The sequence below is a fragment of the Algoriphagus yeomjeoni genome, assembly GCF_003259505.1.
GTDB lineage: Bacteria > Bacteroidota > Bacteroidia > Cytophagales > Cyclobacteriaceae > Algoriphagus > Algoriphagus yeomjeoni.
In genome coordinates this window covers 44,053-58,621 of record NZ_QLLK01000008.1, presented here as the reverse complement: position 1 = coordinate 58,621, position 14,569 = coordinate 44,053, and the positions used below count along the sequence as shown (strand labels likewise).

Below are 14,569 nucleotides of genomic sequence, written 5' to 3'. Positions count from 1 at the left end.
AATGCCCCAATACAATAAAAGCCGACATGACGTCAGCTTTTATTGTAAAGGTATTTCTAAAATAAATTAGTAGTCAAAGTCGCAACTCATAGATTCCATTCCTATAGGCGAACCGTCAGGAGCTTTCAAGGTTTCTTGCGGATTCAATTCTTCTGGTAGGTCCAAAAATGCAACTATTTTTTCAGCCAAGTAAGATTGGTGCTGGGCTCTGGGATTTGCCCCTAATAATAGCGGACCACTTACAGAAAGCTGCCTTAACCTCCCTCTGGCAATCGCTCTAATGGTATTGGAGACATCCGCATTTTTAGCTAATACAATCAAATGATCTACATATTTTGCTTGAGTCATTAGGATTATCTCCAGGTTAATGTCTTCGGCTGTGTAGTTTTTGAAAATCTGCTTCTCAATACTTGTCAACATATCATTAAGCCCAAAAAGATTACTTTGTTGTAAATGTTGTAGGTAAACGCGGTTTACTCTAGCTCCATCCAACAGGAAAGCAAGCGTTAAATCTACAACAGTTTCTGCCGGCGCAATTGGATCAAAGATTGGATTTACTCTTGATACGAATGTTTCTCTATTTCTTCCGTAGCCAAAAGGACGTGGCGGAATTAATTTCAAAATATGGTCAGGAACTCGAAGCTGATCTGGAGAGATGGCGAATAGTAGTGCGTTCAAGGCAGCTTCTTGCTCAGCCGCATACACCCAGCCATGGTTAGGTTGGTTGTCACCTTTTACCTTATATCTGTAATCCACGCCACCTAAAAGCTTGCTCGTAGCTTCGATCTGGAATCTGTGCATGAGATAAAGTGGCACAAAAACCTCCTCTACTAGTGCCGTAGGCTGACCTTCTTCAATGGCATTCAACCCAAATGTCTTCATACGATTTTCTCTCAGTTTCAGCATTCTCATTAATTCATCAGAGGCTGATGAGCCATTATCCCAAAGATGAGAGGTAGGGTGTGCTCCACTTGGACTTCTCGAGTCAGAGTCCGTGATGAATTGATGCCCATCATCATAGGTGTCTTCCAAAGTTTTCTTGAGAAATGCAGCTTCATTTTGTCCTTCTGGAACTACAGCATATCCATATTTGATTGCCCATTTGTCCCAATCACCGATTTTGTCATCATAAGCATTACTCAGATCTAGCTCTCCATTTGCTGTCTCGGTGATCAATGGATAAGGATAATCCATTACTGAGGAGCGATTATTTGCAGAAGTAGCATAGCTATGTGCCAGACCGATCGTGTGCCCGATTTCATGAGCAGATAGTTGCTTCAATCTGGCAACAGCAAGTTCTAGCATTTTAGGATTTGCAGGAGCTCCCTCTTCGAATGGTTGCAAAAGTCCCTGGGCGATCAAATAATCCTGTCTCACCCGAAGTGAACCTAGCGAAACATGACCCTTTAAAATCTCTCCAGTTCTTGGGTCCCGTACACTAGCTCCGTAGGACCAGCCCCGAGTAGATCGGTGAACCCACTGAATTACATTGTATCGCACATCCATCAGATCCATGCCTTCCGGTGCTAATTCCACCCGAAACGCATCAATAAATCCTGCAGCTTCGAATGCTTGATTCCACCAGTTTCCTCCTTCTATCAATGCTGACGCAACCGGCTCAGGAGTGCCTCGGTCGAGGTAATAAACGATTGGTTCAACAGCCTCAGACATTGCGGCAGTAGGGTCTTTCTTTTCCAATCGATGGCGAGCAATGAATCTCTTCATAATTGGCTCGGAGATCGGTGTAGTGAAATCCATGTAAGCAATACTTCCAAACCCTGCTCTTGGATCAAATTCACGCGGCTCATAGTTGTCGTCGGGAAGCTCAATAAACGAGTGACGCTGGCGTACGGTCACCGCATCTGGACTCGGTGTTACAGACCTAAGATTTCCGCCAGTGGCTTGTCCTGTTAGCGTGATTGTCATTTCTACCTCGGTGTTTTGAGGGAAATTTTTAGTCATCGGGTAATACAAACCTGATCTGCTAGCATCTGTACGGAAGGAGCCCTGACGACTTCTGGTCAAGGTTTCTGCTACTCCGTGCGTATCTTGTAAGTAGAAACTGGTAGCATCGACGATCAGCTTATCTCCATCTTTCTGAGCGATCTCAAATCCCCAGATTATAGATTCTGCAAAAGCATCCTTGATCGATTGGACTTCCGCAGGATTGTCGGAATAGGCTCTGAAATCATAGTTTTTATGAACCATAAAAAGCTTATTTCCAGACTTTCTAAATTCTACAATCCGAGTGTCTCCAAGCTGCCCACGATCCAGCCCGATATCGTTTGATCCTATACCGGCTGTCAGTGAATTCACATATAGAAATTCCCATTCAAGCTTGTCAATCTCAAGGTAGATTTTGCCTTTTTCTTCATCTAGGTAAAAAGGAATGAATCCATCCTTTTTGGTCATTTTGGTTAAATCTAGGCTTTGAGCAAAACCAATATTTAATGAAAAGGCGGTGACTAGAAGTAATAGTAGGTGTTTTTTCATACAGGTGGTAGTTTGAGTTCAAATTATCAAAAAAGCAGATTCTTCTTAATACCATTGATGGAAATTTAGTGGTGAAGCATGTATCTGATCAGTAAAGTGGTTTCGGTTTGCGTTGGGCCATTAATCTCCTGAAGCCCCGAGCTTATAGTTTCTCTGTCGGTGTAGGAAGTTCTGGCAAAACGGAAATATGTAGTCAACTGGGAGTTGATTTGGTATTGGGCAAGGAGATAGTGACGCATGCCCTGACCGGAAAAAGCGGGAATGGAGAATGTCCATAATACATTGTTTTCAAATGCATAAAGTCTCGTATCGTAATCATCCGTGTCAAAAAGTGCGATTCTTCCTGTGAGTCTGAATTTGCCAAAACTGTACTGGGCATCTTGAAGGATCATAAACCCGGCTGACTTTTGGGTATCAAAATTCACTCTACTAAAAAGAATTCTGGATCTAAAAAAGAATGCTTTGCTAACCTGATATTCAAGGCTGAGAAGTCCATTGATTTTATTTATTGGTTTGATTTGATAGGGGAGTGCAGGTTCTCCTGAATCTGATAAATTTCGATCTTTTTGTTCCTCTCTGATTTGAAAGAAAGCTGTTAGGTTTCGATTGGGTTGGAAACTAATTCTTGCAAGCCATTCATAGCCCTTGGAAGGAGCATATACGCGATATCTCATCCAGGGAAATCTGAAGAAATCGTAATAAGCATTTACCTTCCATTTAGGAATTGGCTTGATTTGGATTCCCAGATAAACTCCATTTTCATTGGCAGGCCGGGTGCTTTCTGCGAAAGCATTTCCGTAAAAGCTGTGGAAATTTGTATCGTATTTTCTCCACAAGACAGAAAAATCTACCTGCTTACTCAGGCTGGAAATAAACCCTGCCACATTACCTTTTCCACCAGATTGTGACATAGCAGATTCACCAAAAAGGAAGAAGTTTTTCCAGTTGTAATTCAAGTAGACACTTCCCACGCTGTTGCTTTGTCCAGTAAAATCAAACTGGTTGTAAAGCGTTTTTTCTTTGATCCAGGGATGATTAAATCGTGTGAAGAGGTAATTTGTGCCTGCTTGAAATTTGCCGGATTTGGACGAATATTGGAAGTTTCCACCAAGAGTTAATTCGCGAAACTGATTTTTGGTACTAAGCTCGCTGGATGTTCTGTGAAGGCCACTTTGATTAAACGAGTTGATTGTTAAATCTTCGGAGGTCAGTGTGTCAATACTTGCAGCTGCGCGACCATCTCTAGGAGCATAAGAGGCAAGCAGGCTACTTTGCCAACTTCCATTTTGATAAGTAACACCTGCTCCCCGAAAGAATCCAAACTCTAGCGCAGCTGTATAGGGAAGTATGCCAACACTACCTCTTCGGACAGTCGGGACAGTTTCTGCACCTTTTCCCAATGAATATCCAGCACCAAAAACCAATCCTTGACCGAACTGAGCCTGGAAATCTCCCAAAGCGATGGTCTTCCATTTGCCAACAAAATACTTCGTGAAGTGAAAGGATAAAAAATTGAAGCCATATCTGGCAGTTTTTCCGTCCCAACTGAATTTCTCACCGGGGTCTTTATCCAGAGTGAAACCCATACTGAAATCCCGAGTATGCTGAATTCTAAATCTTAAATATATTTCGTTTGGATCTCCTAAGTATCGACTTGAAACCTTACCAGTAGAGCTGGTGTCAGTTGGTGTAAATCCTTTGCGGGTCTCCCAAGTCCTACGATGCCGTAATAGAAAATAAGCCTGCTCCTCAGTCAAAACTCGTTTCCAGAAAGCTTGGGTTTGATTTGAAATGCTTGTTCCCAGCGTTATAAATGGAAGAATTTGCGTTATTGTTGTGAGATCAAATCCAGGGATTGCCTGAAGTTCATAGAGTGATATGAATGGTCCGAATTTTTCTCTATAGGCAATCAAACTGGTGATTTGATTGGGGTCAAGTAAATAGCTAGATGCTAATACTTCGGCATTTGCACGGTTGATATCCATAGGATTCAAATAGAGCTGCAAAAGTACCTCATAAATAGATTCATAGTCCAGATCTTCCTCTTGAACAGGGAATAGCCGCTCCATAAATGATTCCAGATCTATTTCTTTTTGAGGCGGCTGCTGGGCAATAGCTTTAAAGAAAAGGAAACTCGAAATGCATAAATATAGAATGGCAGCTTTCATTAGTTTTCAAAAGCAAAGCCTAAACTCAAATGATTTGTAATTCCCAGTGCCTGATTTTGACCAAAAGCATAATCCAAACTCATGCTTTTTGATCTGAGTCCCAAGCCAAAAAATAGTCTGCTTGGATTGCTGTTGATCCCAGTTCTGAGAAATATCCATTCTCTGATGCCATATTCAATTCCGGCTTTTACGATTGGCTTGATCTGAATATCTTTTTCTACCTCTAGATGAATTTGAAGCTGTGAAATCGGAGTGTAAAAAATACCTAAGCTCACACCGGTTGGTAGCCTTGTTTCGGAATATTTTGAGAGTTTAGATCGGCTGAGATTGGAAATGCTAGCTCCTACAGAAAAATTAGGACTGAGCTCAGCCATACCACCCAAGCTGAAAATCACGCTACTTCCACTTCCAAATCCTTCAATTTGGGTTTGAAACCATTCTAATTTTCCTCCTACACTTACAATCCCCAACTGATTTGCGAAAGCTACCCCAAGAGATTGCTGATTAAATAACTTCCCGCCATACCTGGAAATTCCAAATCCTAAAGTTCCAGCATTGACTTTCCAAGCACCAACGAGATCGACAGAACTCAGCTCTTTGAGTCCAAATCTAAGATCAGAGCCTGCCGCGATTTCTGATGATTCCAACTTAGCCAGTCCTCCTGGATTATTGAAATAACTCCAAGTATCCATTCCATGAACGCGAAGATTACCCATTCCCTGGCTTCTAGCGCCATGTACTTGTGTATGTGGGTCCGTTTGTGCTGTTGAAATAAAAGGCAGACAAAACAGGAAGCAGAAAAAAATCAATTGCTTCATAAATAGATTGAAAAAAGCCTTAACTAATTTAGTTAAAAACTTGATAATCAATTCATGTAACTAGATTTTTTTGACGGAAAAGAATTAGAAGGGTGTTGAAAAGTTAAAAAAGAAGTTGCCTTCTCCGCTGTTGTTTAAAGAATATTCAAAGCGAAGAACAGAATCATAAAAGCCAATTAGATCGATTCCCGTCCCATAACCCATGAGGTATTTGTTTGCAAGTCGAGAGTTTTCAGGGATATTATTTCTATCCTTCACAAACCCATGATCAAAATTAGCACTGAGGTAAAGTCGAATCGGGATGGTATTAAATTGCTCCAATGGTATCATGTTCGAAATATCAATTTGCCAATCAACGAATTTCCATCGGAAGCTGTTTTTATGGACATATAGTTGTTGACCTTCGATTACATTCAGCTCATAACCGCGTACGAAGTTTGGATTATACCCTATCCCTCGCACTAAAGTGTATGGTTGGCTTGCACTCAAAAACCAATCGGCGGTCAAACCGGTATTGAAATGAAACTTGTCAGAAATTTTGAAATACTTATTAGCAGTTAGGTTCACCTCTACTTCATCAAGTTCCTCGGTGTATATTATCCCATATTTTGTAATGGAAAGGTCCAATAATTCCCCATCAGTGGCATAAGAGACATTGTCTCTACGATCATGTCGAAAGGTATAAGTAGCAAAAACGTATCGGAGTCTATTATCTCCTGACTGAAAATAGTTGGGGTTTTCGGTCAAAACATCATCGCTGACCCAAGTACCGCTATATCCCAAAGTTAGGAAGTGATAGTTATAATAACTTCTTCTGTACGTGTACCTTAAGGCCGCTGCGAAGCTTTTCTTAATGATATCTTCGTTTTCATTCCCATAAAAAACTTGCTTATTGAAAGCAGATCTAATTGGGATCGTCTTATTTTCCTTAAATGTAAGCTGGGCAGCAAGTCCGTGCTTCTGATTTTTATCTATATAAGGTTTGCTGTATTGCAGATCTAAGGCTTTGGTAAACCCAAGTTGACCTGCGAATTTTAGCTTTTCATTCCTGCCACCTACGTTGCTATGGCTCATTCTTAGTCCATAATTTACCCTTGAGAAATCCCTGTTTTGGTTGGTCCACCACTCGGAAAAGTTTCTATCGGCGAGCTGAAAAATAACCTGAGGGACTATATACCATCGTTCTTTTACTGTTATCAGGATTTCCACCTCATTATCTCCAGTGAAAAGTGGTGTTATTTCGACTGATGTAAACAGCCTGAGATTATAGATTTTCTTTTGATCAGCAATGAGTATTTCTAGAAAGGTATTCCAATCGTAATAGAAGTCTGTAGTGAAATCTAACTCTCTGAGAATTACACTTTTTTTTGTTTTTTCATTCCCAACTATAAAAATGTTATTAACTCGAACGCTGTCTGGAGTACTTGTACTTTTAGGAGCAAAAGTTGTATCAACCTGCTGTGCATAGCAAATATTAGCTCTAGACTCTAGTAATAGAGCCAAGCACAAAATTGATAAGTAAAGGATATTTGGTTTCTTGAGGATCAAGAGGGAATTCTAAAATGATGTTATTGGTTAATTACGTAACGACCACAATTATAGGACTAATTCATGGCAAAATCCATACTTCGTAAGATAGCTATATTTCCAGTCTTGGTGTATCAATACACCATTTCTCCCTTATTTCCTGCTAGCTGTAGGTTTACACCGACATGTAGTCAATATATGAAGGATGCTATTATGAAGCATGGAGTTTTTAGCGGTGGATGGATGGGATTGAAGCGAATTGCCCGTTGCCATCCTTGGGGAGGCCACGGGCATGATCCAGTTCCTTAATTTTTTATAGGTTTTAAGCCGTTTTTCAGCGCACGAATCACGAGAATTATCCCTCCTATTACCAGTGGAACGCTCAACAGTTGTCCCATATTGAACGCCATTCCATCTTCAAAGGCGACTTGGCTTTCTTTGAAGAATTCCCAGATAAACCTCATTCCAAATACTGATATCAAGAATAATCCAAGCAGAATTCCTTCTGGCAATCTTTCTTTGTATTTGTTCCAAAGTCCGAAAAGGACCAAGAAAATCACGAAGTAGGATAGGGACTCATAGATTTGTGTTGGGTGTTTTGTTCTCCCAAATGTCTGAACTGTAACTAAGTAATGGTCTCCTTTATCTGAGATGGCCATGTTTAGTGGGCTTTCCACAGGTTCCGCTAAATAGTCTTGACTTGAGCTAAACTGAGTCAAAGCATATTTAATATCACGTCTCAAGGTCGTTTCTAGCTCTTCAAGGCTGTAGGATCCTTTGTTGATTTCCAAATCAATATTCAAAGGAACGATTCCATTGCCCACCAATTCGCCCTGACGATCTGCAGGTTTGTATGGGTCGATTGATTCTACGGGGACTTTCAAAGTAGAAAGTAATTCCTCCGTATCCCATGCGTAAACAATTCCATAATCGGATCCGGTATCTTTTCCACCGATTTCAGAATTCATCAAATTACCAAATCGGATCAATGCCCCAGTCAGGGCGGTGACGATTACAATTCGGTCAACAACCCAGAGATAGCTTTGGCCCGGAGTTCTTTTGGCGTAAAGCCAAAGTGCAAAGAGAATTGCTATAGCGGCGCCATGACTAGCAAGCCCACCTTCCCAGACTTTCAAAATCTCAATAGGGTTACTTAAGTATTTTGCTGGCTCATAGAACAGCACGTGCCCAAGTCTCGCGCCAACTATCGTCGCAATGACCATGAAGATAGTCAGTTTATCAACTAACTCCGGATTTTGCCCCTCTTTTTTGAAAAAGTGAACCATGAACTGCTGAGAGATCACGAATCCAGCAGCAAATAGGATACTATACCAGGGTGGCCTTTCCCATCCAGGAATCACGGAAGGGCTAGGGTCCCAGACGATATAGTTCATGATTAATTCAAGCATAGTTGTTGATTTATAGTTGATCTAATTGTGCAAGTTCTTCAGCAAATCCACCCGACAAAATCGGGAATCTGTACCAGGATTTTGGATCTACGTTGAATTCGTCCAGATGAAAAGAAGGGGCAAGACGCTCTCTCTTCCATTGATTTCGGGACCAAAGTTGGAAGAATTTTTTGATATAGCCTTTCAAAGTGTCAGGTTCAAGTTTTAATTCTTCGGAAAGAATCAAATAAATATCTAGTGGTGAACGTCGGTCACGAATGGCAAGTTTTTCTATCTCGACAATAATTGCGTAGGGCATTAAATCCTTTTCGTCAGTTTGGGTCCTTTCCAAAGGTCGAAGTTCCGCAGTTGGCTGAAGTGAATTTACTTTAGCTAAACCCGGACGCTCAAGATTTTTCTCTGCCCAGCTTAGCCAGTTAAGGATAAAATATTTATCTACTGCCGCAATGGGAGAAATACTACCAGATGTATCACCATCCATAGTGGCATAGCCTACGTCTCCTTCGCTTCGATTTGAGGTAGAGAGCAAAAGTGCATTGTTAATATTTGCGAGCATCCAGATAATAGGGGAGCGGGTTCTAGCCTGGATGTTTTGCAGGGTAATGTCGTCCTTTTCCCAGGTCAATTTCCTGCCAATTGCCTTTTCTATTTTGGCTGTGTAGGATTTTACTTCTTCGTCTATCTCCCAATGGTAAAAGGTGGCGCCGATACTTTGGGCAAGGGTTTCTGCAGAAGAAAAGGTCTCGTCTGATGAGTTTTTAGTTCCCTGGTAAGCAGTCGTCAGAATCTGCTTCATCAATTCCTTTTCAGGATTTGCAGAAGTTGGGATGTTTTTAATACCAGCTTTTTCACAGAAAGTCTCCAAACCCAATTCATCAATTCCCCGCTTTACCATCTCAGCTACCAAAATGGCGATGGAAGATGAATCTGCTCCTCCAGAAAGCGAGAGCACAAATCCAGTACTTCTGCTTTTTCTCATATAATCGAAAAGAGCCAAAGCTGAAGCTTGGACGAATTCTTCATATTTGGAATTTATAGGGGCTATTTCTTGTGTCCTTGATTCTAGGTAAAAGCTTTTTACCTGAAAATCTTGAAAGGAAAGAAGTCTGTTTCTGGAGAGTAATTTTCCTGATTTTGCCAGCATGATTTCTCCATCAAAAATCATCCTGCCAGCTTCATTTCCAAGCAAATTTGCGTAGCAATAATAGCAGTCGAAAATAGAGGAGCTTTCTTCAAGTAACTCTTTACGCAGCTGAGTCTTGCCCATGGCAAAGTGACTTGCGCTGGGATTGAAAATCAAATCAACCTTGCGTTCACAAAGTCTATAGCCAGGTCTGAGTTTACCTCTCCAGGCATCTTCGCAGATTTCAAATCCGTAATGAACGTCTTTATGATAAAAAGTCAAGTCTCCAAAAGGAACTTGTTGATTTTGAAATTCTAATTCAATCACTTCATTAGCTTGCCATGGCGTAAACCAGCGGAATTCGTAATGCACTCCATCGATTGCCATGAACTGTTTCGCAACAAATCCTTTTACAAATCCATTTTCAATGAGGGCAACACAGTTATAAACTTTGTCTTGAATTCGTACAGGCAACCCGACAGCAACAGTTATTTCTTGGCAATGCGGCAGTAAAAGCTCCAGTTGCGCAATCGCTTTTTTTGGATACCAATAGCTTAAAAATAAATCTTCGGAACCATAACCTGTGATAGCCAGTTCAGGCAAGCAAAGGATTTCGACATCTTGTTTTTTTGCTTCTTCTATAGCCTGTATGATCCTTTTTAAATTGCCTGACCAATCCAGTGGTGTTTGATTGACGGTAGCTCCTGCTATTTTTATTGAAGACATAAATGGATATAATTGATCCTAAAATTACGCAGCTATGTGGCAATTCTTAGTGTTTCGCAGGCATTTTTGGAGGCTTCCTGCTCAGCTTTCTTTTTGGTGCTTCCTTTTCCTTGTGCTACTTCATCTCCCTCTACCTGCAAAGCAACCCTAAATTCCTTGAAACGCTGGTTTCCGCTAACGCTTAGGACTGAAAATTCCACTTGCTTATTTTCTTTTTGGGACCACTCGATGATTTTACTTTTATAATTCGTCGTAGTAGCGATCATACTTTCCACGTCAAAGTGAAGTAGGATTCTATGGGTGATGAAATGTTTGGTGAAATGGTAGCCTTTATCAAGGTAAATAGCTCCAAGAAAAGCCTCTAGCATATCTCCATAGAGTGACTTATTTCCTGTGAAACTCCGTTCGCCAATTTCCATGTCCAATGCTTTCCGTAATCCAATTTTAATTCCGGTATCATTTAGGGTTTCCCTATTTACAAGCTTTGAACGAGTTTCGGTGAGAAAGCCTTCATCGCGAAAAGGGAATTTTTGGAATAGAAACTCAGCTATCACCGCACCTAAAATTGCATCGCCAAGGAATTCTAGCCGCTCGTTAGAAAGTCGGAATCCCTGAGATGTTTCTTCCCCTAGGCTGGAAGGGGTTAGTGCAAGTTTGTATAATGATAAATTAAAAGGCCTGCTCCCCGTCATCAATCTGATGGAGGCAGCAAGCCTTTTGTCTTTTTCGCTAAAGAAGAGATTAGAAAATCCGAGCCTTTGAAATAATTTCAAAATTCAGATTAATTATATTTTTTGAAAATTACTGAACAGTTGTGTCCACCAAATCCAAACGTATTACTCAACGCATAATTTATCTCTCTCTTCTGCGCTTTGTTGAAAGTCAAATTCAATTTTGGATCAAATGCTTCATCATCTTCGAAGTGATTGATCGTTGGAGGAACAACCCCCTTATTGATAGCCAGGATACAAGCAATAGCTTCTATAGCCCCCGCTGCACCCAATAAATGGCCAGTCATTGACTTGGTGCTACTGATATTTAACTTATATGCATGCTCTCCAAAAACTTGCTGGATAGCCTTAGTTTCTCCTACATCACCTAGTGGCGTAGATGTACCGTGAACATTGATGTAATCTATGTCTTCAGGTTTAAGGTTTGCATCTTCCAAAGCAATTTTCATCACACTACTGGCACCCAGTCCTTCTGGATGAGGAGCAGTGATATGATGGGCATCCGCAGTCATTCCGCCTCCTACTAGTTCTGCGTAGATTTTGGCTCCTCGTGCTTTTGCATGCTCTAATTCTTCCAGGATCAATGTTCCGGCTCCTTCACCTAATACAAAACCATCACGATCTTTATCAAAAGGGCGAGATGCAGTTTCAGGTGAATCATTTCGTTGAGAAAGTGCTTTCATCGCATTGAATCCACCAACACCTGCTTCAGTAACTGCTGCTTCTGATCCACCACTGATGAAAATATCAGCTTTACCCATTCTGATGTAAGTGAATGCATCAATAAGGGCATTGGTACCGGAAGCACAGGCAGAAACGGTTACAAAGTTTGGACCACGAAAACCATATTTAATAGATAAAAAACCAGCGCTGATATCAGCGATCATTTTGGGGATAAAGAAGGGATTGAATCGCGGTGTACCGTCTCCAGTAGAGAAGGCAGTCACCTCGTCTTGGAAAGTTCTTAACCCTCCGATTCCTGATCCATAAATTACTCCAGCTCGTGATTTATCGATTTTTTCAAGATCCAGTCCTGAGTCTAGCATGGCCTCCTCTGCAGAAATCATGGCATACTGAGTAAATGGATCCATTTTTCGAGCTTCTTTTCGATCAATAAACTGCTCTACGTCCAGGTTTTTGACCTCGCAGGCAAATTGGGTTTTGAAAAGGGTAGCGTCGAATTTGGTAATCGGCGCAGCACCGCTCACACCATTAGTCAGACCGTGCCAGAATTCTTCTGCGGTATTGCCTATTGGTGTGAGGGCACCTATACCTGTTACAACAACTCTTTTTAAATTCATAGAATGAATTTAGGAATTATTATTTTACGTTAGCTTCCAAGTAGGTAACTGCTTGTCCAACAGTACCGATTTGCTCAGCCTGATCATCAGGAATAGAGATGTTGAATTCTTTTTCGAATTCCATAATCAATTCTACAGTATCAAGAGAATCAGCACCAAGGTCATTGGTAAAGCTCGCCTCCAAAGTAACTTCAGACTCTTCTACGCCAAGTTTGTCAACGATGATGGCTTTTACTTTTTGTGCAATTTCAGACATTTTGTGATCAGTTTAGTTATTAACACTTCGCAAAGAAATATATTTAATGCCTAATTGGCAAAGAAAAGATTCAAGTAAATTTTAATACAATTTGCTGCACCTTGAAGTTGAATTATATTTTCTAACTTTGTTTTCGTTGATTTTTTGACTGAATGAAGAAGGCCAAGTTACTAATTGAACATACCTATGATTTCGAGCTTTTGGGGCTTGTATCGCCTGTTAAGGACTATAAAATGGCCTGGCTTATCAACAGGGATTTAGACTTGAACCTTATTAAATCTGAAGATCTTTTATTGGAATTTATGACCCTTCCAAGCCTAAAAATCTCCCAATATTTCCTTTCTTTACCACATGGATTTGTTCAACTTTTAAAAAATAAAGCGCTCAACTCCACAAATCAAGTGTCTTATCTGATACCAGAATTGAAATCAATGGATTATTTCCTTTTGGTTCAAGACGAGACCTTTCAAATAAGTATTAATACATTTGCGAACCAGCTGGCTGAAAATCGCTACATACAAAATGTCATGAAGCTGGATGTGAGTAAACTTAAATCAAAAGAAAACCTATTAACTTATTAATCCCCTAATGAGCCAATTCAATAAGACAAAAATTCTAGCAACTATAGGCCCCGCTTCAAATAATTACGAAACAATCAAAAGCTTGGCAGCTGCCGGCGCCAATGTATTTCGTTTAAATTTTTCACATGGTACACACGATATCCACGCTGAAGTAGCAAGCATAATAAGACAGATCAATAAGGACGAAGGGTTAAACCTTGGGATTCTTCAGGATCTTCAAGGTCCGAAAATCCGGGTGGGTGAAGTAGAAAATAATGGAGTGGAAATCAAGCCTGGTGAATTGATCACCATCACCAATGATCCAGTGGTTGGGACTAGCCATTTGGTGAGTACGGTTTATCAGAACCTTCCAAATGATGTTGTAACAGGAGATAGAATCTTGATCGACGATGGTAATTTGGAAGTAAGAGTAAATGATACCGATGGTAAAAATGTCAATTGCACTGTCATCCACGGTGGTATTCTGAAATCCAGAAAAGGCATCAACTTACCGAATACCAAAGTTAGTGCACCATCGCTTACGGAGAAGGATATTGAAGATTTGGCTTTTGGCTTGGAGCAGGAAGTGGATTGGATCGCACTTTCATTCGTGAGATCTGCCGAAGATATTATTGATCTAAGAGAGCGGATTGAAGCAAAAGGAAAAGTTTGCAAAATCGTTGCTAAGATCGAAAAGCCAGAAGCTCTTGATAACATAGATGCAATCATCGAAGCTACAGATGCAATTATGGTCGCTCGTGGTGATTTGGGAGTGGAAGTTCCTATGGAAATCGTTCCTCTTTGGCAAAAAAGAATTGTAGAGAAATGTAAGCTTGCTTGCAAACCTGTGATCATTGCTACTCAAATGATGGAGAGCATGATTACCAATCCTCGTCCTACCCGTGCAGAAACAAATGACGTCGCAAATGCAGTGCTCGACGGTGCTGACGCGGTAATGCTTTCTGCTGAAACTGCCTCAGGTAAATATCCAGTGAATGCAGTAAAAGCAATGAGTAGCATCATTAGCTACCTAGAGAAAAATGCTGATATCTATCACAACCTCTACAAAATTCCTGAGGATGATGATACCTTCTTAAGCAACAACTTGATTTTGATGGCATCAAGACTTTCACGAAATGTAAAAGCAAAAGCTATTGTGGGTATAACCTCTTCTGGTTTCACTGGATTCAGAATTGCTTCTCACAGACCATCGGCAAACATTTTCGTATTCACTAGAAATAGGCCTTTGATTACTCAGATGAGCTTAGTTTGGGGGGTAAGAGCATACTTCTACGAAAATCAAGTATCTACTGATGCTACGTTTACCGATATAGAAAATACGCTGAAAGCAGATGACCACGTGAATTCAGGTGATATCATCGTAAACACAGGTAGTATGCCACTCAAAGCCAATGGAAGAACCAATATGCTAAAAGTGCATATTGTAGAATAACGCT

The 14,569-nt window shown here is 40.7% G+C and carries 12 protein-coding genes; 3 read left to right on the top strand and 9 right to left on the bottom strand.

The window, feature by feature from the left end:
* Positions 1-66 precede the first annotated feature (66 nt).
* From LV83_RS14130 to LV83_RS14115, 4 genes are all read right to left on the bottom strand, one after another.
* Entirely contained in the window at positions 67-2,493 is a 2,427-nt protein-coding gene (locus LV83_RS14130; protein ID WP_111612197.1) for a zinc-dependent metalloprotease, read from the bottom strand.
* Between the two features lie 65 nt (positions 2,494-2,558).
* A complete protein-coding gene (locus tag LV83_RS14125) occupies positions 2,559-4,661 on the bottom strand; it encodes a helix-hairpin-helix domain-containing protein (RefSeq protein ID WP_111612196.1) in 2,103 nt (700 codons plus the stop codon).
* A complete protein-coding gene (locus LV83_RS14120) occupies positions 4,661-5,479 on the bottom strand; it encodes a PorV/PorQ family protein (RefSeq protein WP_111612195.1) in 819 nt (272 codons plus the stop codon). The genes LV83_RS14125 and LV83_RS14120 overlap by 1 nt, the downstream gene beginning before the upstream one ends.
* Before the next feature lie 84 nt (positions 5,480-5,563).
* Positions 5,564-6,982 carry a POTRA domain-containing protein gene (locus tag LV83_RS14115; protein WP_170124572.1) on the bottom strand — a complete coding sequence of 473 codons (1,419 nt, stop codon included), beginning with the start codon at positions 6,980-6,982 and terminating at the stop codon, positions 5,564-5,566.
* A 108-nt stretch (positions 6,983-7,090) separates the two neighbouring features.
* Here LV83_RS14115 and yidD point away from each other — a divergent pair, with 108 nt between their 5' ends.
* A complete protein-coding gene (gene yidD, locus LV83_RS14110) occupies positions 7,091-7,315 on the top strand; it encodes a membrane protein insertion efficiency factor YidD (RefSeq protein ID WP_111612194.1) in 225 nt (74 codons plus the stop codon).
* On the opposite strand, the gene LV83_RS14105 is transcribed toward yidD, so the two are convergent.
* The 5 genes from LV83_RS14105 to LV83_RS14085 are packed head-to-tail and all read right to left on the bottom strand — an operon-like array spanning position 7,312 to position 12,552.
* On the bottom strand, positions 7,312-8,415 hold the full coding sequence (locus LV83_RS14105; protein WP_111612193.1) for a prolipoprotein diacylglyceryl transferase: 1,104 nt from the start codon (positions 8,413-8,415) through the stop codon (positions 7,312-7,314). The two genes, yidD and LV83_RS14105, sit on opposite strands and share 4 nt — an antisense overlap.
* 10 nt (positions 8,416-8,425) lie before the next feature.
* Positions 8,426-10,264: an NAD(+) synthase gene (nadE, locus tag LV83_RS14100; protein ID WP_111612192.1), complete on the bottom strand. Its 1,839-nt coding sequence runs from the start codon at positions 10,262-10,264 to the stop codon at positions 8,426-8,428.
* A 32-nt stretch (positions 10,265-10,296) separates the two neighbouring features.
* Positions 10,297-11,037, bottom strand: a complete 741-nt coding sequence (rnc, locus tag LV83_RS14095) for a ribonuclease III (RefSeq protein WP_111612191.1) — start codon at positions 11,035-11,037, stop codon at positions 10,297-10,299.
* Positions 11,038-11,045: 8 nt separating this feature from the next.
* Positions 11,046-12,296 (bottom strand): beta-ketoacyl-ACP synthase II, encoded by a 1,251-nt coding sequence (gene fabF, locus LV83_RS14090; RefSeq protein WP_111612190.1) that lies wholly within the window; start codon positions 12,294-12,296, stop codon positions 11,046-11,048.
* Positions 12,297-12,315: 19 nt separating this feature from the next.
* A complete protein-coding gene (locus tag LV83_RS14085) occupies positions 12,316-12,552 on the bottom strand; it encodes an acyl carrier protein (RefSeq protein ID WP_057940051.1) in 237 nt (78 codons plus the stop codon).
* Positions 12,553-12,704: 152 nt separating this feature from the next.
* Between LV83_RS14085 and LV83_RS14080 the strand changes: the two genes are divergently transcribed.
* Together LV83_RS14080 and pyk are read left to right on the top strand one after the other, a co-directional pair.
* Positions 12,705-13,133: an IPExxxVDY family protein gene (locus LV83_RS14080; protein WP_111612189.1), complete on the top strand. Its 429-nt coding sequence runs from the start codon at positions 12,705-12,707 to the stop codon at positions 13,131-13,133.
* 7 nt (positions 13,134-13,140) lie between these two features.
* Complete coding sequence (pyk, locus tag LV83_RS14075) at positions 13,141-14,565, top strand: pyruvate kinase (RefSeq protein WP_111612188.1); 1,425 nt, start codon at positions 13,141-13,143, stop codon at positions 14,563-14,565.
* The last annotated feature ends 4 nt before the right edge of the window (positions 14,566-14,569 follow it).

Coding starts and splice junctions, on each gene's coding strand:
- LV83_RS14130 (WP_111612197.1), bottom strand. CDS start 2,493: ATGAAAAAACACCTACTATTACTTCTAGTCACCGCCTTTTCATTAAAT.
- LV83_RS14125 (WP_111612196.1), bottom strand. CDS start 4,661: ATGAAAGCTGCCATTCTATATTTATGCATTTCGAGTTTCCTTTTCTTT.
- LV83_RS14120 (WP_111612195.1), bottom strand. CDS start 5,479: ATGAAGCAATTGATTTTTTTCTGCTTCCTGTTTTGTCTGCCTTTTATT.
- yidD (WP_111612194.1), top strand. CDS start 7,091: ATGGCAAAATCCATACTTCGTAAGATAGCTATATTTCCAGTCTTGGTG.
- LV83_RS14105 (WP_111612193.1), bottom strand. CDS start 8,415: ATGCTTGAATTAATCATGAACTATATCGTCTGGGACCCTAGCCCTTCC.
- nadE (WP_111612192.1), bottom strand. CDS start 10,264: ATGTCTTCAATAAAAATAGCAGGAGCTACCGTCAATCAAACACCACTG.
- fabF (WP_111612190.1), bottom strand. CDS start 12,296: ATGAATTTAAAAAGAGTTGTTGTAACAGGTATAGGTGCCCTCACACCA.
- LV83_RS14085 (WP_057940051.1), bottom strand. CDS start 12,552: ATGTCTGAAATTGCACAAAAAGTAAAAGCCATCATCGTTGACAAACTT.
- LV83_RS14080 (WP_111612189.1), top strand. CDS start 12,705: ATGAAGAAGGCCAAGTTACTAATTGAACATACCTATGATTTCGAGCTT.
- pyk (WP_111612188.1), top strand. CDS start 13,141: ATGAGCCAATTCAATAAGACAAAAATTCTAGCAACTATAGGCCCCGCT.